Below are 22,735 nucleotides of genomic sequence, written 5' to 3'. Positions count from 1 at the left end.
CGGACTAACGCCAAGCCCGTTCAAGGCTGATATCAAAGTACTTGCCCACCCCGTACTCCCGGCGACGGAAGAATTTGGCCGGGTCGGGGCCGATGATCTGGAGTTCAGGATGCCGTTTCTGCATGTCCAGGGCGATTTTCATTTCCTTGGTGCAGCCCGTGGAGTAGGTGGCGTCCTTGCCGTTCCAGACCGCGGGCATCTTTTGGCCCAGCAATTCAAAGGCGCGTTCGATGTCCTCCACGGTCTGGAACCGCCAGACGTCGATGAACCCGCTGCGCTGGACCTTTTCCCACATGTACATCAGATCGTCCCCGTCCATCCCCGGTTCGAAGTGTTCGGCGGGATTGATGATCAGGGACTGTTCCAGCCTGGAGCGCAGGTGCGCGGCAAAGGCGTTGAGCACGGTGATGGCCGTCTTGGTCTGTCCGGGAATGGACCCGATGATGGCGCTGTAAAAGATCACGGTCTTGCCCGCGGCCCTGGCCTGACGCATGGCGTCGATGAGCTTCTCGGCCTTGACCAGCAGCTCCCGTTCCGTGACGTGCCGGATGCGCTCGGATCGCGGTTTGCACGAAAAAAACACCTTTCCGTCTTCGTTGCGATAAAAAGCGACGATGTCCCGAGTGAACCGCTGGCTCACGGGGATCAGCCGCCGATAATGGTCATGGCCGTTGGCCATGACCAGGTTCGCCTCTTTCCAGGCCCTGGCGAAGGTCAGGCTTGTCCGGTAGAGGTTCAGACGCTCCCGGGTGCCGTCCGAAATCACCAGGAGTTGATTTTCCCGAATCCGTTTGAGCAGTTCATTTTTGGAAACCTGATTGTCCGTAAGAAAAAAGGCGTCATCCAGGGATTCGGCGAGTACGGGGTCGTAGTCCGCGTCCCAGACCGTGGGAGCCATGAAGTCGAACCCTTCCTTCAGGGCCAGGATGACCCGGTGCCCCTGGCGCATCAGGGCGCGGACGATCAGAATGTCAAAGAGCACGGCCCCGCTCTCACCGGGCAGGTAGAGAATTTTCAGGGAGTCATGGCGCTTCTGGAACAGATAGTTCCGCAACTTCTCAAATTCCGGCCACGGCGCGTCCACTTCGTCCAGCAGGGTCTGGGCGTCCGGCTGAATCTCCTTGGATTCCCAGACAGGGAGAACGTCGGTCCACTCGGCAACGGTCTTGTGCAGGCGGAACTCCTTGGCTTCCCAGATCCCGTGCAATGTGGCCAAGCGCACCAGTCGCTTCAGCTCCAGAAGATCCAGATCCTCCCGCAGTTGATCCATGTTGGTGCAGGCAATCAGATCCTGGGGGCAGGCGCTGACGATCCGGCGGTACAGCGACGTCTGCGTGAAGGCGTAGGCCCGGGCGTTGGCCCGGCGCTTGCGGTCCCGGAGCGGATCGTCCAGCCCGCTGTGGCTCATGAAGATCGTCAGCATCCATTTGATCAGCCGCGAGGGAATAACGATGGACGACCGCAGGGCGGAACGGAACTTGAATTGGCACAAGGCGACGATCTTGTCCCGCAGGTACGGATCGGCGATCTGTTCACGAACCAGGCGAAACAGGCTTTTCCAGTGCCGGGCGTACTCGACGCGCAGGTCCGGAGCCAGCTCCTGCTTGAGCAAGTAGTCCAGCATCCAGTCCGTGCAGGCCGGGAAAAACTGGTCGTCATCCAGATCCACCATGAATCGGATCTGCTCCGGTGAAGCGTTCTCCTCCGGATTAGTGGCGTGATCCAGATTGTTTTCCGTGAGAAAATGCAGAATCCAGGCGTCCAGTCGGGGGTCATGGCCCAGCCGGAACTCTGGAGAGGAATCAGTACGAAGAAGGGTGGACACGTCAGATCTCCCGAAGAAAACCTTTGGCCTTGAGTTTTTGAAAATAGGACGACCCCGGATACCTGACCAGATGCATTCTTCGGGACGACCTGGCGACCAGCACCGTGTCCCCCTTGCGCAACGGCCAGCCCGATTGTCCGTCAAGAGTCAGAAACACCTCGGTCGTCTCCTCGTTCACCCGGACCCGGATTTCTTGATCGGCCGGAAAGACGAACGGCTTGACTTCCGTCAGGAACGAACAGATCGGAGTGGCGCAAATCACCTCCAATTCCGGATAGATCAGCGGCCCCCCCGCGGAGTAGGAATAGGCAGAAGCCCCGGTGGGCGTGGAAAGCACCAAGCCGTCGGCCCGTAGGGCGGCGATTCGTTCGTCCGCGAAGAACAGTTCCAGGTTGACCAGTCGGGCCAAGTTGCCCCGACCGACCACGATGTCGTTCACCGCGACGGTTGAAAGCAGGGTGGCGTCGTCGCGGACCAGACGGACGTCCAGGAGTAAGCGTGAGGACACCGCGGCCCCGTTGGCAAGAATGTCCTCCAGGACCTCCTTCCAGGCATCCCTTGAACATTCCGTCAGAAATCCCACCCGCGCGAAGTTGATCCCCAGCAGCGCCATGTCGTTGGTGCAGATCTTTCGGGCCACGCTGATCATGGTCCCGTCCCCGCCCAAAACGAGAACCAGGGTCGGAGTCTGGCTTTGGGCAGGCAAACACGAAGAGAGGTCGTCCTCGTTTTCAGTAACCCAGGCAACGATCCCGCGCCGGGTCAGCCAGCCAGAGATTTCGTCGGCCAGACCGAGGGCTTCGCCATGACCTCGTTTGACGACCAGAAGGACGGACTTAGGATGGATGCGACTCATGCCGAGACCCCGTGGGGCTGAACTTTGAGGGACAACGGGGTATCCAAGCGGAGAAAAAAATGAATCATAAGGGAAGGGTCCTTGATGCGCCTTTCATGCTTGCGCGAAGGCGTCGTGTGGATGGTCGGCGGCCTTTATCGATGTACTTGCCAGGCAAGGCATTACCCTTTACCCATTCATGGATCAAGGATAGCCGGAATAGGAGAGGCAACCAATGACCCATACGAAGAATGAAAACCTCGAAGATATCATCCGGGCCCTGGGCACGGAGCTTTGCAAACGATCCGCGCTGCTGGCCGCAGCTGAATCCTGCACCGGAGGGCTGATCAGCCACGAAGCGACCAACGTCTCGGGCAGCTCGGGCTGGTTTGCCGGCGGCGTCGTGGCCTACGCCAACCACGTCAAGCAGCAGGTCTTGGGGGTGCCGGAGACCGTGTTGACGACCCATGGAGCGGTCAGCCGGGAGACGGTCCTGGCCATGGCCCAAGGTGCACGGCGACTCCTCGGTGCCCAGGCCGCCCTGGCCGTCTCCGGCATCGCCGGTCCGGACGGAGGAACTCCGGAAAAGCCCGTGGGCACGGTCTGGATGGCCTGGGCGCTGGGCGAAGCAATGCACAGCGCGCTTTGGCGCTTTTCCGGAACACGTCTGGAGATCAAACACCAGACCGCACGGGTGGCCCTGGAAGGGATGTTGAACATGGTTCGGAAAGCAGGGGGCTGACCAGGCGGGGAAGGAGAAAAAGGCAGACGGAAGACCCATGCTTCAGGGCTGAAACATTTGCCTGCGCCTGCGGCGCGAAGTGTATTTCTCCAGCCAAGTCGGCTGGAGAAAAGTCCTTCTTTGTCTGCCTTTTCCGTCTGTGGCCAAAATTCTGGACAGTAGACTGAATAAGGCGGTAGCCGCATCCGGCACGACAGCTATTCCAGCCCGTTCTCCAGAACCTCCTCCTGAAACGCGGCCACCAGGACCGGGTCGAGATGGGATCCGGCGATGGCCTCCAAAGTGGCGAGACCTTCGCGCAGGGTCTTGCCGCGTTGGTAGGGACGATCCGTGGTAATGGCGTCAAAGATATCGGCCACGGCCACGATTCGGGCGAAATAGGGGATGTCCTCGCCGACCAGGCCTTGCGGATACCCTGAGCCGTCCATGCGCTCGTGATGGTGACGCACCACGTCCAGGGCGGGGCCGAGAAAATCGAGCCAGAGCAAGATGGAACCGCCGATTTTCGGATGGGCCTTGATCGCTTGCAGCAGTTCCGGTGAATCACGACAATCCTCGCCGCTAAACAGCGCATCGGAAAAACCGAGTTTGCCGATATCATGCAGCATGGCCCCGAGATATACAGACTGGGCGTCCTCCATGGACAAGCCGACCCTTCGGGCCAGACGCAAGGCATATCCTGCGGTACGCTGCTCGTGCCCCTGGGTGTAGGGATCCCGAGCCCCTATCGCGGACGACATGGCCAAAGCGAAACTGGTCACCGCTTTTTTGAACATTTCGTGCCGCTCGCGGAGTTCTTCAAGGTCCATCAAAATGCGCTGCTCCCTGGCCTCCACCTTGACCATCATCATCCCCATGGCCTCGGCGATCCTGCGCACCATTTCCGGATGCTCCTCCGTACTGTACCGGAAGAGATCGCTTCCATATTCACCACCAGCAATCCGCTCCATGATCCGCACAAGATCATCCGTGACATCCCGCATCAGCTTCCTCCAACGCTTTTCCTCATCTCCCGGCGTGGACGGATTTCGACCAGCATTCCCCCGACCACATCCGATCTTCTTGCCTCAACCCCGCGGAAAAGTCCAAAAATCAGCCGTCAAGCGCACCACCAAAGCCATGGGGGAAGCATGATGACACAGCCTGTCTACCGACGTGTCATGTTGAGCGTTGATGCCGTCCCAGCGGTTTCAAGGCCTCATTCTCGGCCGGGACGAATCGAGGTGCTTCGCCTGGACCATGGCCGAAGCCCGGAGCATATTCTCGTCGAAGAATCCCTGGATGAAACCGAAACGCTCCCTGGGCCGGTCCTGCGCTGCCGGGCTTGCGGATCGGCAATCACCTCGATGGACCAGCGCATCGCGATCAACGATCGCCACGACCATGTCTTCTTCAATCCTCACGGACACGTCTTTGCAATCGGCTGCTTCGCCCGCGCCCCCGGCGCGCTCCCGGCAAGCCCGCCCAGCACCGAATTCTCCTGGTTTCCCGGCCTCTCCTGGCAGGTCGCCGCGTGCGCGGCCTGCCAGGCGCATCTCGGCTGGCGCTTTCAGGACGGCCGGAACTCCGGCTTTTTCGGCCTGATTCTGGATAGGCTGATCGAGGATGGGTGAACCGTTGCCATGGATTGCTGAGAGCCCCCCGAACAGGAGAAACACATGCGCTGCTTTATTGGCCTACCGTTGCCCGAAGCCTACCAGCGGTTGCTGGCGGGCATCATTGAGGAATGGAAAATCCCGCTGGGCTCCGGGGTATCCTGGACCAGGCCGGGGAACTGGCATCTGACGTTGAAATTTTTGGGAGATATCCAGGAGCAGCGGATCAAGCCCTTGATGGAGGCTTTAGGGGAGGGGCTTTCCGGTGAAAAAACGTGCCCGGCGTTTGCGTTGCGGGGACGCGGCGCGGGATTTTTCCCGGATCTACGCAGGCCTCGGGTTTTCTGGGTGGGGCTGGGCAAAGGGATGGAGCAGGCCCGCAAACTGGCGACCAGGGTCGAGTCCACATGCGCGGGTCTGGGTTTTGCCAGAGAAGAACGAACGTTTCGACCGCATCTCACCGTGGCGCGGATCAAGCCGCCACGAAAAGACCGCCACTGCATGGCGCGGCGTGGTTCACGGGAAACCAGGCACTCATCCGCGTCGCCTTGGGTCGATATTCTCCGCTCCGTGGGAGAGTTTTCCTGGCCGGAAATCACCGTGGACCGGATGGTGCTCTGGGAGAGTCGCTTGTCCGCGGAAGGGCCGAACTATCGGCCCCTGGCGGAATGGAGACTGATGACGGGAGCCACGAGGTGATCGGCTCCCGTCGATCTAAATATAGTCTCCGCGGTTGAACTTGATCCGCTCGGTGACGGCCATAACTTCCAGCTCGTCAAGCACGCCGCGCAACTCCGGCATCATGGGCTGAGGCGGAGCCTGCTGGGGCCAGTTGGCCTTCAAGGCGCCGATCTCGGTGGAAATCTCATCAAGGATGCCGTTGGCGCTGCGTAACTCCGGGGGCTGGGCGGCCAACTGGTGGGCATATTTTTCCCACCTCGAAAGCAGATTGTCGAGGGAGTCCATGGCCGTGCTCTCGAATCCTGGGGTTTTGTCAACGGGGAAGAGCATCTGGGTCGGGGTCAGATGCATCATGTCCCCGGTGCTCAGGGGCTGTGCCGGGCCGGACGGCGGACTTTGGTTGGACGAGATGTTTTCCGTGGCGCGAAGGAGCAGATCTTCAAACCGTTCACTGCCCCTGTTCACCCTCCGGACATCCCGTTCCGCATCCGCCTTCACGAGGGAAGATTGATCTGGATTGATTTTCATGGGGGTGCTCCTGGGTGGAGGTGAAATCCGTATGCTTTGCGTTTTTGCAAATAGGTTGCCAACTCCACCGACATGGGTCAAGTTCGATGCGAACCCATCTAACTGAATACGCCCCGAGCTACGCCAAGGGCAGTAAAAGCTGCATTAACACCGGCCCGTACAAGATTTGAAGCATGGCTCCCAGGCTCAGGAACGGGCCGAAGGGAATCCGGGTCTGCATGCCCTGATGGGCATTTTTTGCCATGTAGCCCAGGCTGGCCGCCAGGGCCGTGAACGCGGCCAGAAAAATCATCATCGGCAGCCCCTGCCACCCCACCAGGGCCCCGAGCATCAGCATCAGCTTGATGTCCCCGGTTCCCAGCCCCTCCACTCCGCGCAGCAAATAATACCCTTTCTGCAACAACCAGAAGGCCCCCGCGCCGATCACCGCGCCCAACAGGGAGTCAACCCAGGGCATGTTGGTCAGCAACGCCGTCCCGGCAAAAGCCAACATTGCTCCAGGGAACGTGAACACGTCCGGCAGGATGAATTCCTGAAAATCGATGAAGCTCATGATGATCAGCAATCCGCCGACGATCATGTACAAGAGCCATTCCCAGCCCAGGCCGAATTGCACTGCCAGCAGCAGGGCCCAGACTCCGGAAACCGCCTCCACGATGGGATAACGCCAGGAAATAGACTCCTTGCAAGCCCGGCACCGCCCGCGCAACAGGATGAAGCTGATCAGCGGAATGTTCTCCCACCAGGAAAGCGCGTTGCGGCAACGCGGACAATGCGAAGCCGGCAGGACAATGGATTCCCCGGTCAGATAGCGATGGATGCAGACGTTGTAGAAACTGCCCAGGACGAGACCGAGAGCCAGGGCGATGAGGGGAAAAAAAGAAATCAATGGAGTCATGGCAAGCTCATATCATGTCCAAGAGGTCAAGCACTTCAGTGGGTTCTAAAAGCCGCTTCAGACAACAGCGGAGTAGCGAACCCGGCCTGTTTGAAGTGGCTGTCAAAACAAAGGGCCGTGTGGATGCCATAATGTTCCATGATCAGAAACGAGAAGCAATCAACAAACCCCCAGCCCTGATCCATTCGATTTCTGTACAGATCGAATGTTTTCTCAAAATACCCCGAATTGAACTCCACGATGGTCGTCCGTGAGTCAGCTTTGAGCTCATCAATCACGGCCACCGCCACATTTCTGTATGCTGGAGCGGCAAGACTGTTCCCAAGCTCAACCAATATCAGGGAGGTTGTTGTGTATGGCCCGGTAAATCGGGCAGCCCCAGCCAAAGCCGCTTGGTGATGCTGGTCGTTTTTCCGAACCAAGGCAAGGAGATAGCCCGTATCCAGAAAAACACGAACACTCATTTCCTGGGTGCCCCATATAAATAGTGATCATGATTTTGGGCCAAATCATGTGGGAGATCATCCTCCGCGATAGCGTATGAGGATAACTTTTCCAGAAGATTTTCCGGTTCCTGACCAGCACGATCCTCATGAAGATTTTTCAAAAACAACTCCACATTGAGAAGCAATTCCGGAGGAAGTTCTTCCAACTGCTGCTTCACGCTTTCAAGTGTTGGCATGTTGACCTCCCTTTCTCTCAAAGCTTTGGCTCTCCCGCTCTCATCACCCGACAATTACGGCACCAAAGGCGCAACAGGCAAACCTAGGGCCGGGTCGAAGCCCAGCATCAGGTTGGCGTTGGCCAGGGCCTGGCCGGATGCGCCGCGGCAGAGGTTGTCGATGACGCTGACGATCACCAGCCGGTTTGTCCGCGCATCCACCAGCAGGCCGAGGTCGCAGAACATGGTTCCGCGGGTGAAACGGGTTTCCGGCCATGATCCTTGCGGGTGGACGCGCACCCAGGCCCCGGCGGTCGGGCCCAGGGTCTCGGAACGGCTGGAGTAGAATTCGCGGTAGAGTTCCTGGACTTCTTCTCCGGTGACGGACCGGGTCAGCCGGGTGTAGACCGTGGACAGGATGCCCCGGTCGACGGGCAGCAGGTGCGGATTGAAGGACAAGACCACCGGAGCCCCGACCAGCTTGCCCATTTCCTGCTCCATTTCCGGGGTGTGGCGATGTTTGCCCAGGCCGTAGGCCCGGAAGGTGTCGTGGACCTCGCAGAACAACGTGGCCGTGGCCGCCTTGCGCCCGGCCCCGGAGGCCCCGGACTTGGAATCGGCAACAATCCCGTCCGGCTCCACCAGCCCGACCTGCAGGGCCGGGGCCAGGGCCAGCAGGACGCTGGTGGGATAGCAGCCGGGGTTGGCCGTCAGGTCCGCCCGGGCGATGTCCCGGGCGTACAGCTCCGGCAGGCCGTAAACCGCCTGATCCAGCAGATCGGCATGGCGGTGCTCCAGGTTGTACCACTGGGCGTAGACCTGGGGATCACGGAGTCGGAAGTCCGCGCTCAGGTCCACCACCCGGACGCCTTTTTGGAGCAGCTCCGCGGCCATGTCCATGGCCGTCCCGTGGGGCACGGCCAGAAAGACCAGCTTGCAGACCTCGGCCAGATCATCCGTGTCCGGCTGAGTGACCACCAACTCGGCCAAGCCGGTCCCGGCCAGATGGGGCAGCAGCCGTCCCAAAGTCTTGCCTGCCTCGCTCCGGCTGGTGGCCCGAACGAGTTCCATTTCCGGATGCCCGGCCAAAAGCCGGCACAGTTCCATGCCGGTATATCCGGCCACGCCCACGAGTCCGACGGGAATGCGTTGCATGGTTCTCTCTGCGATTAATGATTTAAAAACTCGTTACGACGACTTGCGCACGTAATGCATGCGCAATTCGAAGAGCATGTCTTTGAGCAATTTGGATTCCTCGACATCCAGGTTGCCCTTGGTCTTTTCCTCGAGCATGGCCAGGATGTCGATGGTGTGCTTGGCTATTTCGATATTCTCGGAGATCTTTCCGGTTTCCGGATCCGGCACTTCGCCCAGATGGACCAAGGCCGAGGAACTCAGGGAAAGAACAAAGGTGGGGAAGCAAACCTGGGGCATCACGCAGCCCTGGAAAGCTCCGGCCCCGGCCTGGTGGTCCGCCTGGGCCTGTTCCACGGCCGATGCCCCTTGCTCCGCGCCCTCCTTGCCATGATCGACGCGTCGATCCGTGATCTTGATCTCTTCGGTCATTGTTCACCTTCCTTGTCGGGTGCCCGCCGGACGGGAGTCCATGCACCCGACCGGTTTCGCTCAGATTCTCTCCGGCTCTTCCCCTGGAACGCTCCGCGGATCCAGGGCTTGCTCGTAGGCGGCCAGACCGGCTTCCAGGTAGTCCCGGCTGGCCGTGTGCCCGCCGCACGCTTTGAAGGCCTGGCGCAGGGCGTACAATCCGGCCAAAACGTCCGCGAAGTCCACATGACCCATGTGCCCGAGGCGGACAATCCGTCCCTTGAGATGATCCTGTCCCCCGGCCATGACCACGCCGTAGGCGTCGGCGGCGATTTGCAGCAGCCGCTGTCCGTCCAGACCCGCGGGGACCAGAATGCTGGTCAGCCCCCATGTGTACCGCTTTTGCACCAGCAGTTCCAGCCCCAGGCTTCGAACCGCCGTGCGGGTCAGTTGGGTCAGGGCCCATTGCTTGCGGTAGATTTCCCCCAGCCCGCGTTCCCGGAAAAGCCGCAGCGAAACGTCCAGGCCGTTCAACAAATTGATGGCCGGAGTGAACAGAGTCTGATCCTTCAAGCAGTTTTCCCGCTCTCGGCGCAGGTCGAAATAGGCAATAGGACACGCCCCAGGACTTGAATGGCGTTCCACCGCGGCCCAGGCCCGTGCGCTGAGAGCGATGAAGGCCAGGCCGGGCGGCAGCATCAGGCCTTTCTGAGAACCGGTCAGCAGGCAGTCCACGCCCCATTCGTCCATGGGGCACGGGGAAATGGCCACCGCGGAAATGCCGTCCACCACCAGCAGGACGTCCCGGTTCCGGGTCAGTTCCGCGATCTCCCGCACCGGATGCAGCACCCCGGTGGAGGTCTCCGAAGCCTGGACCAGCACCCCCCGGATGGCCGGATCCGCTTCCAGGGCATCGTGGATCGCCTCCGGGGAAACGGCCTGGCCCCAAGGCAGATCGATCACCGTGGCTTCCAGGCTCCGGGCCAGGGCGATGTCCTTCCAGCGCTGGCCGAACTTCCCGGCCTCCACCACCAACACCCGCTCGCCCGGTAGAAACAGGTTCCACACTGCGGCGTTCATGGCCCCGCTGCCTGAACAAGTCAGCGGCAGCACGGGTTGTGTCGTCCCGAACAGCCATTGCAGCCCCTCCTGAACCCGGTGCAAGACGGCCTTGAATCCGGGCTTGCGATGATGGACCATATCCTGGGCCAGGGCCAAACGGACCTCCTCGGGCAGAGGCGTCGGTCCCGGGGTCAGCAAACGAAGCTTGTTGCGCATTCGGTTCGTTCCTTTTCGGTTGTCGTCAAATAAGATCGATCCTCATTCATGTCCCACGGCCCAATTCGGCCCTCGCCCCCAATCCACCACCAGGGGGACGTCCAGTTGAACGACCGAGGCCATCAGCTCGGCCACTCGTTCGCCGACCCCTTGGCTTTCCGTGTCCGGAGCTTCCAGCAGCAGTTCGTCATGGACCTGAAGGATCATCCGCGCTCCGCTCGCAAGCAGCGCTTCATCGCCGTGAACGCGGATCATGGCCATTTTGATGATGTCCGCGGCCGAGCCCTGGACCACGGTGTTGATGGCCATGCGCCGGGCGATCTGGGCCAGATTGTCGTTGCGGGAGTTGATGTCCGGCAGGGTCCGACGCCTTCCGGCCAGGGTAAACACCGCCCCTTGCTCCTTGGCCTTGGCCACCACCTCTTCGTAAAAATCCCGGACCTTTTGCAGCCGGGTGAAGTACAGGGCCATGAAGTCCTTGGCCTGCTGCTGGTTGATGCCCAGTTCCCGGCCCAGTTTTTGCGGCCCCATCCCGTAGAGCAGCCCGAAGTTGATGGTCTTGGCCTTGCGCCGTTCCTCGGCGGTGACCTGCTCCGGCTCCTTGACGAACAAAATGGCCGCGGTACCGGAGTGGACGTCCACGCCCCGGCCGAACAGTTCCCGCAGGTGCGGATCTTCGGAAAGATGGGCCAGGACGCGCAGCTCGATCTGGGAATAGTCCGCGCTGATCAACTCATGCCCTGACGGCGCGGTAAAGCAGGCCCGCATCCGCCGCCCCTGGTCGCCCCGGATCGGGATGTTCTGCAAGTTCGGATTGCTGCTGGACAGCCGCCCCGTGGCCACGGCCAACTGGTTGAAGGTGGTATGCACCCGGCCGTTTTGATCCGCCAGCTTGGGCAACGGCTCCAGGTAGGTGGAGCGCAGCTTTTCCAGTTTGCGGTATTCCAAAATCTCCGGAACGATTGGATGCTCTCCGGCCAGCCGCTCCAGGACCTCCACGCTGGTGGACCTGCCGCCGCCGGGGGTCTTGCGCCCGGTCTTCAGGCCCAGGCGTTTGAACAACACCTCGGCCATCTGCTGGCTGGAACGCAGGTTGAACGGCCCTCCGGCCCGCTGGGAAATGGACTTGGACAGCCGTTCCAATCCCGCCTGGACCTCGCTCAGGAAGGCTTTCAAGGCCTTCTGATCCAGCAGCACCCCGGCCCGCTCCATGTCCACCAGCACCGGGACCAGGGGCATCTCCAAAGTGGCTATCAGCTCGGAAAACCCGGCCTGCTCCACGCTGCGCCCCAATGCCTCAGCCAGGCTCAACGTCAGCAGGGCGGGGGATTCCTCGCCCTGCTGGGCGGTATCGGCCAACTCATGACCGTACCGACGAACCAGCGCCGTCAGGCTGTAGTCGCGCTCCTCGGGCTGGAGCAGGTAAGCGGCCAGACTGACGTCGAAACGCCGGTCCATGGGCACTCCGGACCAGTCCGCGTCCTGAATCAGCAGTTCCTTCCAGGAATGGGCCGCGACCAGGGCCGCCGGACGCAACGCGTCAGCCAATTCCCTGGTCGCCTTCCTGCCCATTCCACCCCACAGGAGTTCACGCCCTTCCAGCCCCAGTCGCCAGCCGTCCCGGTCCGCGGCCACCCCGACCCGTTTTCCGGAAAAATTCGGCAGAACCTCGGTTCGTTCCACAGCCTGTTCGTCCGCAAGGTCGTCTTTCGGGTTTCGGTGCGCGGCTGAACGTTTCGTCGCCTTCTGGGTCTTCGAGGTCAGCAACTCTCCTTGGCTCAGTCGGCCAGATTCGGAGGATTCGGAGGTTGTCTCTCCAGAAGCGGACAAGGCCGCCAGCTCCCGCTCCAGGGACCGGAACTCATACTCGCGCAGAAACGCCGTCAGCCGCTCGCCCTCCCATTCCCGGCAGCGGTAATCTTCCAGCCGGGCGTCCGGATGCAGGTCCGTGCGCAGGCGGGTCAGTTCCCGGTAGGTAAAAATCCGCTCCAGCTCGGGTTCGACCTTTTTGCGCTCCTTGGGCGTCAGCTCGCTCACGTTGTCCCGCAAAGCCTCCAGGGTCGGGAAGCGCTGCATCAGGCCCATGGCGGTCTTTGGGCCGACCCCGGGAATACCGGGGATATTGTCCGTGCTGTCTCCGGTCAGGGCCTGGAAATCCGGCCACTGCTCCGGGGTCATGGCGTGTTCCTGGCGGAAGGATTCGTTGGTGACCAGCTTTTCGTTTTTCAGGCCCGGGTCCCAGATCACGACATTCTTGTCCAGGCATTGCAACAGGTCCTTGTCCGAGCCGACGATAACCACCGGGCATTCAGACTTGAACTTCCTGCACAGGCTGGCGATCAGGTCGTCCGCCTCCACCCCTTCCGACACCTGGGCGGCCAAGCCGAACAGTCCCACCCCCCGGACCAACGGCTCGATCTGCTGGACCAGGGCTTCCGGGGTCTTAGGGCGCTGGGCCTTGTAAGGCGTGAACAATTCATGGCGAAAAGTGGGGCCGCGTCCGTCCAGAAAAAAACCGGCGTATCGCGGACGTTCCTCGCGATGCAGGCGCAACAGCAGGCGCAGGACGATGAAAAGGGCGTTGGTCGGAAAGCCGTCCGAGCGCTTCAGGTCCGGAAAGGCGTAAAAGGCCCGATACAGAAAGGAGGTTCCGTCGATCAGGAACACCGGGTCCGTGGAGAGGTTCAGGCGGGATTTCAGACTCATGGGAAGGCGAAAAACGCTTTGCAAACGCTCTGAAGACGTTCAGAATGTGCTTGGAGCAGGCTTGGCAACTTTACGCTTGGCGGAACGCAAACGGTGCCAGACATACTCCTCGGGGTCGTGCTCGCCGATGTTGGCCAGCGGAATTTCCGCCCGAGCCATGGTCGCGTGGCCTCCGGCCGAGCCCACGTCGCCGAACAGCTTGTTGGCCAGCTTGCCCATGTCCCGATGCAGTCCGTCGCCGCGAAAGATCAAGACCAGGGTGTCGTCACAGACCCCGCAGGTCACGGTCCAGGAAATCCCGTACAACCGCAGGAAGAAATCCCCGAGAATCACCAGGATGTCCGGGGAGTCCAACCGCCCCATGAACACGTGCAGGCAATGGCCGTTCACCCGCAGCTTGCGGAAGGCCAGGGAAAAATATTTCAGCCAGTCCAGTCGGAACTCGCTGCGGGAAATTTTGCGCAGCAGGTTCAGGTTGCCGAACTTGCTCAGGTAGCGGAAGGCCCGGACGTCGGTGTCCGAGAACTGCCGTTCAAAGCTCTGCGTGTCGGTCTTGATGCCGTAGAGCAGGGCCGTGGCCAGTAGTTCCCCCGGTCGGATCTTCAGGCGATAGAGATATTCCGTGAGCATGGTGCTGGTGGCCCCGTAACCGGGCTGGATGTCCTTGAATTCGGCCTCCACCGGGTTTTCCGGAACCAGTGGGTGGTGATCGATGACCAGGGAAAAGGCGTAGTCCTTGAAGGCCGGATGGTGATGGGGCTGGGAGTCCACCAGGGCGAAGTGGTCGTACTGCACGGCCAGATTCGGGGTCAGGCGTTGGGTGGGGATGCGCAGAGCCTTGATCATGGTCAGGTTGTCCGGCCGGGAGATTTCGTTGACCTGGGCGCAGTCCACCGCGGCCACCTTGCGGGCCATGATCCGGCGCAAGGCCTGGGCTGAAGCCAGAGCGTCCGGGTCCGCGTTCATCAGGATCAGCCAGCGGTCCGACTTGCGCCACAACCCGCTCAAGGCCTCGATCTTCGTGTCCAAGGATCGAAAGTAGCCCATGCTACCGCGCTCCTTTCAGCCAAAGGGGCAACCCGGCGACCAGCAGGATCACTTCGTCGGCCAGGGCCGCGATCTGCTGATTCAAAAGACCCAGCGAGCGTACGAAGCGACGGGTCTCGGGCGTGGCCTGGATCGGACCGAAGCCGATTTCCGAACTGACGAAAAGCAGATGCGTCCCGACTTGTTCTGAGGCGCTCTCGTGCAGGCAGTCCAGAAACTCGGTTCGCAGCCGGTCCTCCTGGTCGGCCTGGATACAGGCGAACAGCCAGAAGTCCAGGCTGTCCACCAGGATGGCCCCATGCTCCGCCCGTTCCCGACGCAGCGCCTCGGGCAGTTCGATATCCGTTTCCAGAGCCGGCAGATGCGGAGGCCGCAGGCGGCGGTGCTCGCGGATGCGCCGACGCATTTCCATGTCCCGGGCCGCGGCCGTGCCCACGAACAGATGCGGTCCGTCCGCCTGAAGCAGGCGCTCCAGGGCCCAGGCGGACTTGCCGGATTTTTCTCCTCCAAGAATCAGGGAGATCATCCGCGAACCGTCACCCAGCGAAGCATGTTCAATGATTCCATGAACCCCTCCGGTTCAAATACTTCCAGCATCAAGACGCAGTCCGGGCGAATCCGCCCCAGGATTTCCTCCAGCAGGGCCCGGCCCCGGTGGTCCAGCGCGGCCAGGGAGCAATGCCCGTCCCGTGGGCGTCCGTCCGGGCCAGGCTTGCCGGGCGCGCTGAGATGCACCATGCGCACTTGGGACCAGATCCCCGGCACACGGTGGGTTTGTTGATCGTGGATCAGCAGATGCCCCAGATCCAGGCAGATACCCAGGTTGAGGGATTGAATCAATGGCCACGAGTCCACCAGGTCGTTTTCCCTGGTGTTCTCCAGCAGCAGTTCCCCGGAACATCCGCCACCCTGCTTTTCCCTTTGCTCCCAAAGACGGGCGAACTCCGCGAGAGAGTCAAAACCTTGGCCGAAGGCTACGCCATTTCCCGGCGGCGGGCAAACCCGGAGTTGCCTGGATTGGTCGGTAAAAACCGGTCCCGGCCCAATTTCAGGCGGGTGCAGCACGAAGGCCCAAGGCTGGAGAAACGCGGTCTTGCGTCGCAGCCCGGAAACGATCTCCCAGGCCCGCTCCGGCCCTTCGCTCCAGGGGAGATCCAACGGCAGATGGACGTGAAACCCGAGGCCGGTTTCAGCCAGCCAAATGGGAAGGTCGCGTTCGGTGTAGGCCAGACAGGCTTCGGACTGAAAAAAAAGCAGCCCCACTTCGTCCACCAGAGGCTCGAGCCGCCGGCAGTTCTCGGCGATATGCGCCGGCCAGACGAAAGAGGGCGCGGCAATTTTTGCACATTTCAACCTGGAGTGTGGACTGAGACCGGAAAAGGGCATGGTCGGATTTCAGTGGGGACGCACGTTTTCTTAAACGTGGAGTTGACATGGGAAAAAAATCACAGCAATAAGCTCTCAGCACGCTGGAGTCCTTGGGGCGATGGCATCCGCCTTGCACTAATAACGTTGAATGACTCCCGCACAGCAAGTTTTTCGCACCGCTTCCCAAGGCCCAGATCAATGCGTACCGTTCGCTTTTTCGTCCAGCACTACTTCAATCCCTTGCACGTCTACTGTAGACTGCGGGAAATCGGGGTCAACACCTGCACGGCCCAACGGTTCTGCACGGTGTACGAGCGCTTTGTCTACCGCGCTTTCCGATTCTGATTTCTCGCGTCACTCCTTGCCGTGCCCATCGAGCCTGCCCGGACGCTTCGACTCCGTCCGACAGACTCGTCGCCAAATCCGCCGACATATTTGCTAGGCGGACACGCTCCGTCACCCCGAAAGCCGTTGCAAAACCACGGTTTCTCGCCCATCAAGAAAATAACGTCATCCGCTTTTCCCGCCGGACCACCTGTTGCACGGTCTTGCTGCACCGCATCTCGTCTCGGGGCAGATCCCCCAGAAAACGCGACGGCTTGAGCCGCAGGGTTCGACCGAACAGATTGCGTTTTTCCGCGTGGCTGAGAAACAGCCATTGCCTGGCCCTGGTCAATCCGACATAGAACAGCCGTCGCTCCTCTTCCAGGTCCCCAATAAAACTGGATGGCGAACTGAGTGGCGCACTGGACGGCTGACCAAGAACGCCTTCCTGGGGCGGTTCCCCGGCATCCCGACCGCCCAACTGCCCCAGCCCCACCATGGGCAGCAGGCCGTCCTCCAGGGCCGGTAAAAAGACGGCTTCGAACTCCAGCCCCTTGGAGGCGTGCAGGGTCATCACCTGGACGGTTTCGGCCCGGGCGCGGACCAGTTCCAGTTCGGTGTGGAAGTTGATCCAGGTCAGCAATCCGGCCCAGCCCTTGTGCCGGGCGTAGGCCTCCTTGAGGCGCAAAAATTCCTTGCCTTGCCAGAACAGCCGGTCAAAGGGCGGCACCTCCTGCAGGTGCGCCGCCAGCGCCACGGGCCCCTGTACCAGGGCCTGCTCCAAAACATGACCCTGAACATGCTGTGTAAGGACGTCCTGATCGGCATCCTCCGCCCGACCGAGCCCCAGCAGTTCCGAGGCAGCCTGTAGCAGCAGAGCGACCCGGGGTTCCTTCCAGAACGGCTCGGTTTCGGGCGCGGAACAGGGGATCCCACGGCGCTGCATGGCCTGAACCATGGGCGGGATCAAGGCCTTGATCCGGACCAGCACCGCCACGTCTCCGGGACTCAGGCCGCCCTGGGCTCCCCGATCCGCTTCCCAATGGGCGCTCCCGCCCAACAGCGTCCGGGTTTGGTCGGCGATCCAGGCGGCCTCCCGGGCCGCGCTGGAGGCCTGAAACAGGGCGATCCGCCCCGGACGCGGATTCTCGGCCAACAGGCCTTGCACGCCCGGAAAGACCATTCCAGAGAGCCGAACCAGATTTTCCGCGGAGCGGTAGTTTCGGCTCAGGGAGACGACTTCCAGATCGGGCCAGCGAGCCCGCATGGTCGCGGCGATGTCCTCCACCGCGCCCCGGAAGCCGTAGATGCTCTGACGGGGGTCGCCGATGGCCCAGAACCCGGATCCGTCCTGGGGGGCGAGGGCCTGAAGCAGCTCCCACTGCAACCGGGAAAGGTCCTGCACCTCGTCCACCAGGATGTGCGCATAGGGGTGATGGGCCCGTTCCCCGATGGCCTGGGCCAGCCAGAACTCCAGCAGGTCCGTGTAATCGACCAGGTTCCAGTCCTGCTTCTGGCGGGCGTACCGGGCCGCAAGCTCCGCTCTTTCCGCCGCACTCTCGTCGTCCTCACCGGGGCCAAAACCTGGGCCAAAACCTGGGCCTGGCACCACACGGCCTTCCCTGGCCCGGGAGAGATCATTCCAGGCCTGCTTCACCCCGGCCGGACCGAGTTCCGGATTGGCAGCGGCGAAAACCCGCCGGGCTGCGTCCTCGGAGAGCAGCACCGGGGCCTCGCCCTGAACCCTGGTCCAGACCTCGTAGGCCGCGGCATGCAGGGTATCCGCCTGGGGCAGGGCCTCTTCCTCGCCCTGGGTGGCAATCAGTCGTTCGCGGAGTTCGTTGGCCGCCCGTCGGGTGAAGGTGACCACCAGCATCCGCCGGGGCTGCTCCCCTTTTTGCAACAAATAGACGATCCGACCCATCAAGGTCCTGGTCTTGCCCGTGCCCGGCCCGGCCAGAACCAGCACCGGCCGCGGCCCGGCCCGCAGGGCCCGGTCCTGCTCGGCGTTGAACTCCATCCGGGCTTCGGGCCGTGTATCCATGCCGGAAGCTTCCGAAGGAAGCCGCGATGGAGCCTCGGCTCCATAGGGAGATTCCGGCTCGGAAGCTCCAGGCCAAACACCCACGGGCCGGGCATCCACTGGCGACGTCGCGAAAAAAGCGCGACCCCGCCGCAGTTCCCGCTGCTCCTGGGGCGTAAACATGGAAATCGTACCGAAATGGCCGTCATATCCGGATTGGCGCAGTACGCGGCCCTGACGCATCCGGCGCAGCGATTCGGCCAGGGCAGGGCGACGACGGGCGATATCGTCCAGGGGCAATTCACCGAGAATGTCCAGCTCCGGGCCGTAGCCCGCGACCAGGGCCGCGTACTCCCGGCGCACGGTCTTGGTGGCCGGGCCCTTGCCCAGAATCTCCGCCACCAGCTCCACCAGAGGCACCAGGGACTGAAATCCGGGCTGATTCGGAGGCTGGAGTGGCTGTTCCCGATCGGCCAGCTCCAGCACCCGGTGCAGCACGCCCAAAGTCAGGGGCTGGCCGCAGACCGGGCAGATATTGCCCCGGGCCTTGGCTTCCCCGGGGGACAGAACCACGTCGCATTTGCGATGCCCGTCCAGATGATACTTGCCCTCCTCGGGGAAGAACTCCACCGTGCCCAGAAAGGCATGGCTCTCCCCTTCGCCCCGCAGGGCCTGGTACATGCCCTCGAAGCTCGGTTCGCCGCGGAACATGTTGGCCTCCCGGGCCAGCTTCTCGCCGGAATGGGCGTCGGAATTGGAAATCATCCGGAAGCGGTCCAGGGCGCTCCACTGCCAGTTCATGACCGGGTCCGAGGACAGCCCGGTCTCCAGGGCGAAAATTTCCGAGGACAGTTCTCCGTAGCACTCCTCAATGGCGTCGAAGCCGGACTTGGAGCCGAACAGGGAAAACCAGGGCGTCCAGATATGCGCGGGAACGAGGAAGGCCCGGGGGTGCAGTTCCAGGACCATTTCCAGGAGATGGCGCGAGTCCAGGCCAAGGATGGGCCGCCCGTCCGAGCCCAGATTGCCGATTTGACCCAGCTTGGCGTTCAACGCCCTGGCCTGCTCCAGGCCGGGAACGTACACCAGATGGTGGACCTTGCGCACCCGGCCCGCGCGTTTGTAGATGGTGCTGATTTCCGCGGAGAGCATGAACCGGACCGGACTTGGGCCGCGAGCCGGAGCAACGGACTCCAGCCAGGGAATCTCCGCCGAGAGGTCCGCCTCCCGGCGGGGAACCAGCAGTCCGGAGCCGTCCTCTTCCAGGCTTTCCTCCAGCTCTTGCAGCCATCCCGGGTGGGTGAAGTCCCCGGTGGCCACCACGTCCAGGCCTTTGACCCGGGCCCAGGCGGCCAGGTGGCTTGGCGTCAGGCCGCGGCTGGTGGCCCGGGAATACCGGGAGTGGATGTGCAGGTCCGCGCGGAACAGGTCGGAGGTCATTCGGGAATCACTGGGTGATTGTTGGGGGAGACGTCGTTTGAATGCGCCGTGGCGCAGTTCAAGGGATGCGCCGTGGCGCAGTCCGAGAGATCGCCCTGGAGCTTGGCCAGGGCGTGATCCAGGGCGGGCAGCAGGGCTTCGAGATTCTCCCGAACCGCCTTGGGCGAACCCGGCAGGTTGATGATCAGGGCGCGTCCGAGAATGCCGACCACGGCCCTGGAAATTACGGCATGCGGGGTCTTGCGCAGGCTGGCCTGGAGCATGGCCGCTTCCATGCCGGGCAAACGCTTTTCAATCACGGCCAGGGTGGTCTCCGGGGTGGTGTCCCGGGGCGCGACCCCGGTGCCTCCGGTGGTCACGATCAGGTCGAAGCCCTGTTCCAGAGCCAGTTCCGTGAGCAGCGAGCGCAGCCTTCCGGGCTCGTCGGGAAGCAGAAATCCCTGGGCCCAGGCCAGTTCCAAGGGACCGCCGGACTGTTTGTCCAGGACCTCGACGATCAGCGGTCCGGCCCGGTCCTCGCGGAGTCCGGCGTAGCCTTTGTCGCTCAGCGTGATCCAGGCCAGACTGTGGCCGCATTTGGTCGCGGTCCAGGATTGCCCTCCCGGTTCGATTTGGAACGCCTCCAGCACCTGGACCCATCGCCCTTCCCGGCTCGGCAGGCCAGCCACGGGGTCCGGCCGGCGGAACGTGCCCAGCACCTGAAGGCTCCCGACCTGGCCGGGCCGGGTCAAGACAACGCCCACGCCGGGCAACGGCGGCGTTTCAGCGATCAGATAGGAACCGGGAAACAGGCCCGAAGCCGCATCCGGCTCCAGGTCCCGGCCGCAAACCACGGCCAGACGCTGCCCCGAAGCGAAATTCTCCCGCCGCATGGCGCTGAGTCGCAATTGCATGGCGATTCCCGTTGGTGTCGGAAGCTATCTGAGTGTTGAAAAAGTCCTTATCCGGCAGTCCGTTCAAAAACCCCAAGTGCAAGGAGCAAAAAAAGCTATCCGGACACGTCCTGTGTCCGGCCCCTGCGGGCTGTGGCAGCACCACATTTTCGATTGCCGTCCTGGCAATCGAATCAAGGTCGAAGCGTATTTATTCATACGTGAGAGTTTGAACTTTTTGCAGCGACGCAGCAATTGGGGTTTTTCAACGGACTGCCATGGGGACGCCCAAACGACAAAAGCCCCCCGCCCGCACGGATGAAGCTTTGGCCGTGGACCGAGGGGCCAAATCGCCGCCCAAGCCCCTTTGGGCTGGGCGCCCTTAAGGCCGGATTGAAGACAAGAAGCGATTAGTGATCCATGTGCTTGCCCTGCTTGATGCGGACAAGCGCGGTGATCACGATCACGGTCAGATAGGTGAAGATGAACCCGACTCCGATTACGCTGGAAAGATCGGCTTCCTTGGCCGCGTTGGCGATCAAAGTGGGGATGATTTCCGTAATGCCCATAAGGTCGTCTCCTTTGTAATTAAGTTCACATGCGTGGTGTTTGGTCAATGTCCAGGCAAATGTCAAGAACGGCTGAAGACCCGCGGGAGTATTTGACCTCTATCCCGCACATATCGGAGCCTGATCCAAATCGAAATCGAAATCGTGATCGAAATCGATGCATTAGAAACGGCAACCTTTCTTCGATTTCGATTTGGATTTCGATTGGAACTGCTTCATGGACGTTGCGGAACCTCGCACCGGATGACGGCGCGGGCCGGACCGTGTACAAGGCCCGGCCATGCACGACCCGACTCCCCGCCGTCCCAGACTGATCGTCCTCGGCCTGGACGGCCTCCCGTACTCCACGGCCTGCCGCCTGTGCCGAGCCGGACATCTGCCCAACTTGGCCCGCATCGCCCTGACTCCCCAAGCCCGCCCCATCCTGGCCGAGCTGCCGGAACTCTCGCCGGTGAATTGGACCTCCTTTTTCACCGCCGCCGGGCCGGAGGAGCACGGCATTTTCGGCTTCACCCGGCTTGATCCCCAGGACTACGCGATAAGGTTCGCGGACTTCTCCCAGGTCCGGGCCCGGACCCTGTTCGACCGCCTGGGCGACCACGGCCTGACCAGCCGGGTGATCAACCTGCCCAACACCTATCCGGCCCGGCCCATCAAGGGCATGCTGGTGTCCGGCTTCGTGGCCCACGACCTGAACCTGGCGGTTTTTCCGCCCTTTCTGGCCCACCAGTTGCGCTGCGCCGGGTACGTCCTGGAAGCGGACACCACCCGAAGCGGTCCGGACCCGGGCTATCTGCTGTCGGAGCTTGACCGCGCCCTGCGCGGCAGGCGGGCCGCCCTGAACCTGCTTTGGCCCGACCTGGCCTGGGACCTGTTCGTCTTCGTGCTCACGGAAACAGACCGTCTGGGACACTTTCTTTTCCCGGCCCTGGAAGACCCCGCGCACCCCTGGCACGGCCCCAGCCTGGATTTCTTGCGCCGCTGGGACGAACTGGTGGGGGACGTGCTGGAGCGCTTTGCCGCGCTTCCGGAGCCCAAGCGGCTGCTGGTCCTGGCGGACCACGGCTTCACCGCCCTGACCATGGAGGCGGACCTGAACGCCTGGCTGCGGGAACAGGGCCTGCTGGTCACCGACGGACCGCCGCGCCACGAACTGGACGCCGGGATCATCTCCGCCCAAAGCCGGGCCTTTGCCCTGGACCCTGGCCGGATTTATCTGCATACTTCCCGCTTCGGCCGCGGCCGGGTCGGGCCGGACGAGGCCGCGAGCCTGGAAGAGCGGATCAGGGCCGGACTGACGCGCCTGGAGTGGCAGGGCCGACCGGTGATCCGCGACGTGCTTTCCTGGCGGGAAGCCTATCCGGAATGCGCTCCCGAAAGTCTTTCGGGCGTGACGACGCGAGGAGCGTCCCCGTCCGACCCGGCGGTTCCGGACCTGATCTGCGTCCCCCACCGGGGCTTTTCCCTCCGGGCCAAGTTCGACCAGACCCGCGTCTTCGGCAAGGAGGACCGCCAGGGCTGCCATACGCCGGACGATGCGTTTTTCTACGATTCCGACCCGCCCGAAATACAGCCCGGCGACGAGCCCGATACTCATTCCGGCCCAAAACGGGTCCGGGACGTGGGCCGGCTGGTCCTGGAGCACTTTGACGTAAGCCGCAAACTGATTCTTTCCCGGTGACAGTCCGTTGAAAAACCCTCAATTGCTGCGTCGCTGCAAAAAGTTCAAGCTCTCACGTATGAATAAATACGCTTCGACCTTGCACTTTTCTTGCTTCTTGCACTTGGGGTTTTTGAA

The 22,735-nt window shown here is 62.0% G+C and carries 22 protein-coding genes; 5 read left to right on the top strand and 17 right to left on the bottom strand.

The genetic code is table 11. From position 1 onward, the window contains the following. Positions 1-4: 4 nt before the first annotated feature. Together GY33_RS0113975 and GY33_RS0113970 are read right to left on the bottom strand one after the other, a co-directional pair. Complete coding sequence (locus GY33_RS0113975) at positions 5-1,825, bottom strand: hypothetical protein (protein ID WP_031387927.1); 1,821 nt, start codon at positions 1,823-1,825, stop codon at positions 5-7. A 1-nt stretch (position 1,826) separates the two neighbouring features. Next, positions 1,827-2,681, bottom strand: coding sequence for an NAD(+)/NADH kinase (locus GY33_RS0113970; RefSeq protein WP_031387926.1), 855 nt, complete (start codon positions 2,679-2,681; stop codon positions 1,827-1,829). Positions 2,682-2,895: 214 nt separating this feature from the next. On the opposite strand from GY33_RS0113970, the gene GY33_RS0113965 reads away from it, so the two are divergent. After that, a complete protein-coding gene (locus GY33_RS0113965) occupies positions 2,896-3,402 on the top strand; it encodes a CinA family protein (RefSeq protein ID WP_051822651.1) in 507 nt (168 codons plus the stop codon). A 197-nt stretch (positions 3,403-3,599) separates the two neighbouring features. Here the strand turns inward: GY33_RS0113965 and GY33_RS0113960 are convergent, their stop codons facing one another. Next, a complete protein-coding gene (locus tag GY33_RS0113960; protein ID WP_031387924.1) occupies positions 3,600-4,385 on the bottom strand; it encodes an HD-GYP domain-containing protein in 786 nt (261 codons plus the stop codon). Positions 4,386-4,625: 240 nt separating this feature from the next. Here GY33_RS0113960 and GY33_RS0113955 point away from each other — a divergent pair, with 240 nt between their 5' ends. Next, complete coding sequence (locus GY33_RS0113955) at positions 4,626-5,015, top strand: cereblon family protein (RefSeq protein ID WP_051822650.1); 390 nt, start codon at positions 4,626-4,628, stop codon at positions 5,013-5,015. A gap of 45 nt (positions 5,016-5,060) precedes the next feature. Continuing rightward, positions 5,061-5,696: an RNA 2',3'-cyclic phosphodiesterase gene (thpR, locus tag GY33_RS19320; protein ID WP_035272228.1), complete on the top strand. Its 636-nt coding sequence runs from the start codon at positions 5,061-5,063 to the stop codon at positions 5,694-5,696. Between the two features lie 15 nt (positions 5,697-5,711). On the opposite strand, the gene GY33_RS19950 is transcribed toward thpR, so the two are convergent. The 11 genes from GY33_RS19950 to cbiR form a co-directional block, all read right to left on the bottom strand. After that, positions 5,712-6,206, bottom strand: a complete 495-nt coding sequence (locus GY33_RS19950) for a hypothetical protein (RefSeq protein ID WP_051822649.1) — start codon at positions 6,204-6,206, stop codon at positions 5,712-5,714. A gap of 118 nt (positions 6,207-6,324) precedes the next feature. Further along, complete coding sequence (locus GY33_RS0113940) at positions 6,325-7,104, bottom strand: prepilin peptidase (RefSeq protein WP_031387920.1); 780 nt, start codon at positions 7,102-7,104, stop codon at positions 6,325-6,327. 35 nt (positions 7,105-7,139) lie between these two features. Further along, positions 7,140-7,568: a type II toxin-antitoxin system VapC family toxin gene (locus GY33_RS0113935; RefSeq protein ID WP_035272225.1), complete on the bottom strand. Its 429-nt coding sequence runs from the start codon at positions 7,566-7,568 to the stop codon at positions 7,140-7,142. Next, a complete protein-coding gene (locus GY33_RS0113930; RefSeq protein WP_031387918.1) occupies positions 7,565-7,786 on the bottom strand; it encodes a hypothetical protein in 222 nt (73 codons plus the stop codon). Before GY33_RS0113930 ends, GY33_RS0113935 begins: the two co-directional genes overlap by 4 nt. Before the next feature lie 54 nt (positions 7,787-7,840). Next, on the bottom strand, positions 7,841-8,920 hold the full coding sequence (argC, locus tag GY33_RS0113925) for an N-acetyl-gamma-glutamyl-phosphate reductase (protein WP_031387917.1): 1,080 nt from the start codon (positions 8,918-8,920) through the stop codon (positions 7,841-7,843). A gap of 33 nt (positions 8,921-8,953) precedes the next feature. Next, a complete protein-coding gene (locus tag GY33_RS0113920) occupies positions 8,954-9,331 on the bottom strand; it encodes a DUF1844 domain-containing protein (protein WP_084185182.1) in 378 nt (125 codons plus the stop codon). Between the two features lie 60 nt (positions 9,332-9,391). Then, positions 9,392-10,588: a pyridoxal-phosphate-dependent aminotransferase family protein gene (locus GY33_RS0113915; protein ID WP_031387915.1), complete on the bottom strand. Its 1,197-nt coding sequence runs from the start codon at positions 10,586-10,588 to the stop codon at positions 9,392-9,394. Between the two features lie 42 nt (positions 10,589-10,630). Then, a complete protein-coding gene (polA, locus tag GY33_RS0113910; protein ID WP_031387914.1) occupies positions 10,631-13,294 on the bottom strand; it encodes a DNA polymerase I in 2,664 nt (887 codons plus the stop codon). 39 nt (positions 13,295-13,333) lie between these two features. After that, on the bottom strand, positions 13,334-14,341 hold the full coding sequence (locus tag GY33_RS0113905) for a DHH family phosphoesterase (protein WP_031387913.1): 1,008 nt from the start codon (positions 14,339-14,341) through the stop codon (positions 13,334-13,336). A gap of 1 nt (position 14,342) precedes the next feature. Next, a complete protein-coding gene (locus GY33_RS0113900; protein WP_031387912.1) occupies positions 14,343-14,867 on the bottom strand; it encodes a bifunctional adenosylcobinamide kinase/adenosylcobinamide-phosphate guanylyltransferase in 525 nt (174 codons plus the stop codon). Beyond that, on the bottom strand, positions 14,864-15,727 hold the full coding sequence (gene cbiR, locus GY33_RS0113895; RefSeq protein WP_031387911.1) for a cobamide remodeling phosphodiesterase CbiR: 864 nt from the start codon (positions 15,725-15,727) through the stop codon (positions 14,864-14,866). Before cbiR ends, GY33_RS0113900 begins: the two co-directional genes overlap by 4 nt. 180 nt (positions 15,728-15,907) lie before the next feature. On the opposite strand from cbiR, the gene GY33_RS21445 reads away from it, so the two are divergent. Continuing rightward, positions 15,908-16,054: a hypothetical protein gene (locus GY33_RS21445; protein ID WP_162834856.1), complete on the top strand. Its 147-nt coding sequence runs from the start codon at positions 15,908-15,910 to the stop codon at positions 16,052-16,054. Positions 16,055-16,205: 151 nt separating this feature from the next. Here the strand turns inward: GY33_RS21445 and GY33_RS0113885 are convergent, their stop codons facing one another. The 3 genes from GY33_RS0113885 to GY33_RS21405 all read right to left on the bottom strand — a co-directional run bounded on the left by GY33_RS0113885 (position 16,206) and on the right by GY33_RS21405 (position 20,937). Continuing rightward, a complete protein-coding gene (locus GY33_RS0113885) occupies positions 16,206-19,496 on the bottom strand; it encodes a UvrD-helicase domain-containing protein (protein ID WP_031387910.1) in 3,291 nt (1,096 codons plus the stop codon). Beyond that, positions 19,493-20,389, bottom strand: coding sequence for a MogA/MoaB family molybdenum cofactor biosynthesis protein (locus tag GY33_RS19315; RefSeq protein ID WP_084185181.1), 897 nt, complete (start codon positions 20,387-20,389; stop codon positions 19,493-19,495). Before GY33_RS19315 ends, GY33_RS0113885 begins: the two co-directional genes overlap by 4 nt. Before the next feature lie 389 nt (positions 20,390-20,778). Further along, on the bottom strand, positions 20,779-20,937 hold the full coding sequence (locus GY33_RS21405; protein ID WP_153304589.1) for a hypothetical protein: 159 nt from the start codon (positions 20,935-20,937) through the stop codon (positions 20,779-20,781). Between the two features lie 280 nt (positions 20,938-21,217). On the opposite strand from GY33_RS21405, the gene GY33_RS0113870 reads away from it, so the two are divergent. After that, the gene (locus tag GY33_RS0113870; protein ID WP_031387908.1) at positions 21,218-22,618 is read left to right on the top strand and encodes an alkaline phosphatase family protein; all 1,401 of its coding nucleotides are present in this window, start codon (positions 21,218-21,220) and stop codon (positions 22,616-22,618) included. Positions 22,619-22,735 lie beyond the last annotated feature (117 nt).

It is taken from the genome of Desulfonatronum thiodismutans, assembly GCF_000717475.1.
In the GTDB taxonomy this organism is placed as follows: Bacteria; Desulfobacterota; Desulfovibrionia; order Desulfovibrionales; family Desulfonatronaceae; genus Desulfonatronum; species Desulfonatronum thiodismutans.
This window is presented reverse-complemented; position numbering and strand designations above follow the sequence as displayed.

Bases quoted from the DNA above. Each gene is read 5' to 3' on its own strand.
- GY33_RS21445 (WP_162834856.1), top strand. From the start codon at position 15,908: ATGCGTACCGTTCGCTTTTTCGTCCAGCACTACTTCAATCCCTTGCAC.
- GY33_RS0113960 (WP_031387924.1), bottom strand. From the start codon at position 4,385: ATGCGGGATGTCACGGATGATCTTGTGCGGATCATGGAGCGGATTGCT.
- GY33_RS0113935 (WP_035272225.1), bottom strand. From the start codon at position 7,568: ATGAGTGTTCGTGTTTTTCTGGATACGGGCTATCTCCTTGCCTTGGTT.
- GY33_RS0113900 (WP_031387912.1), bottom strand. From the start codon at position 14,867: ATGATCTCCCTGATTCTTGGAGGAGAAAAATCCGGCAAGTCCGCCTGG.
- GY33_RS0113905 (WP_031387913.1), bottom strand. From the start codon at position 14,341: ATGGGCTACTTTCGATCCTTGGACACGAAGATCGAGGCCTTGAGCGGG.
- cbiR (WP_031387911.1), bottom strand. From the start codon at position 15,727: ATGCCCTTTTCCGGTCTCAGTCCACACTCCAGGTTGAAATGTGCAAAA.
- GY33_RS0113965 (WP_051822651.1), top strand. From the start codon at position 2,896: ATGACCCATACGAAGAATGAAAACCTCGAAGATATCATCCGGGCCCTG.
- GY33_RS0113940 (WP_031387920.1), bottom strand. From the start codon at position 7,104: ATGACTCCATTGATTTCTTTTTTTCCCCTCATCGCCCTGGCTCTCGGT.
- GY33_RS0113920 (WP_084185182.1), bottom strand. From the start codon at position 9,331: ATGACCGAAGAGATCAAGATCACGGATCGACGCGTCGATCATGGCAAG.
- GY33_RS0113915 (WP_031387915.1), bottom strand. From the start codon at position 10,588: ATGCGCAACAAGCTTCGTTTGCTGACCCCGGGACCGACGCCTCTGCCC.
- thpR (WP_035272228.1), top strand. From the start codon at position 5,061: ATGCGCTGCTTTATTGGCCTACCGTTGCCCGAAGCCTACCAGCGGTTG.
- GY33_RS19950 (WP_051822649.1), bottom strand. From the start codon at position 6,206: ATGAAAATCAATCCAGATCAATCTTCCCTCGTGAAGGCGGATGCGGAA.
- GY33_RS21405 (WP_153304589.1), bottom strand. From the start codon at position 20,937: ATGGGCATTACGGAAATCATCCCCACTTTGATCGCCAACGCGGCCAAG.
- GY33_RS0113970 (WP_031387926.1), bottom strand. From the start codon at position 2,681: ATGAGTCGCATCCATCCTAAGTCCGTCCTTCTGGTCGTCAAACGAGGT.
- GY33_RS0113870 (WP_031387908.1), top strand. From the start codon at position 21,218: ATGCACGACCCGACTCCCCGCCGTCCCAGACTGATCGTCCTCGGCCTG.
- polA (WP_031387914.1), bottom strand. From the start codon at position 13,294: ATGAGTCTGAAATCCCGCCTGAACCTCTCCACGGACCCGGTGTTCCTG.
- argC (WP_031387917.1), bottom strand. From the start codon at position 8,920: ATGCAACGCATTCCCGTCGGACTCGTGGGCGTGGCCGGATATACCGGC.
- GY33_RS0113930 (WP_031387918.1), bottom strand. From the start codon at position 7,786: ATGCCAACACTTGAAAGCGTGAAGCAGCAGTTGGAAGAACTTCCTCCG.
- GY33_RS19315 (WP_084185181.1), bottom strand. From the start codon at position 20,389: ATGCAATTGCGACTCAGCGCCATGCGGCGGGAGAATTTCGCTTCGGGG.
- GY33_RS0113885 (WP_031387910.1), bottom strand. From the start codon at position 19,496: ATGACCTCCGACCTGTTCCGCGCGGACCTGCACATCCACTCCCGGTAT.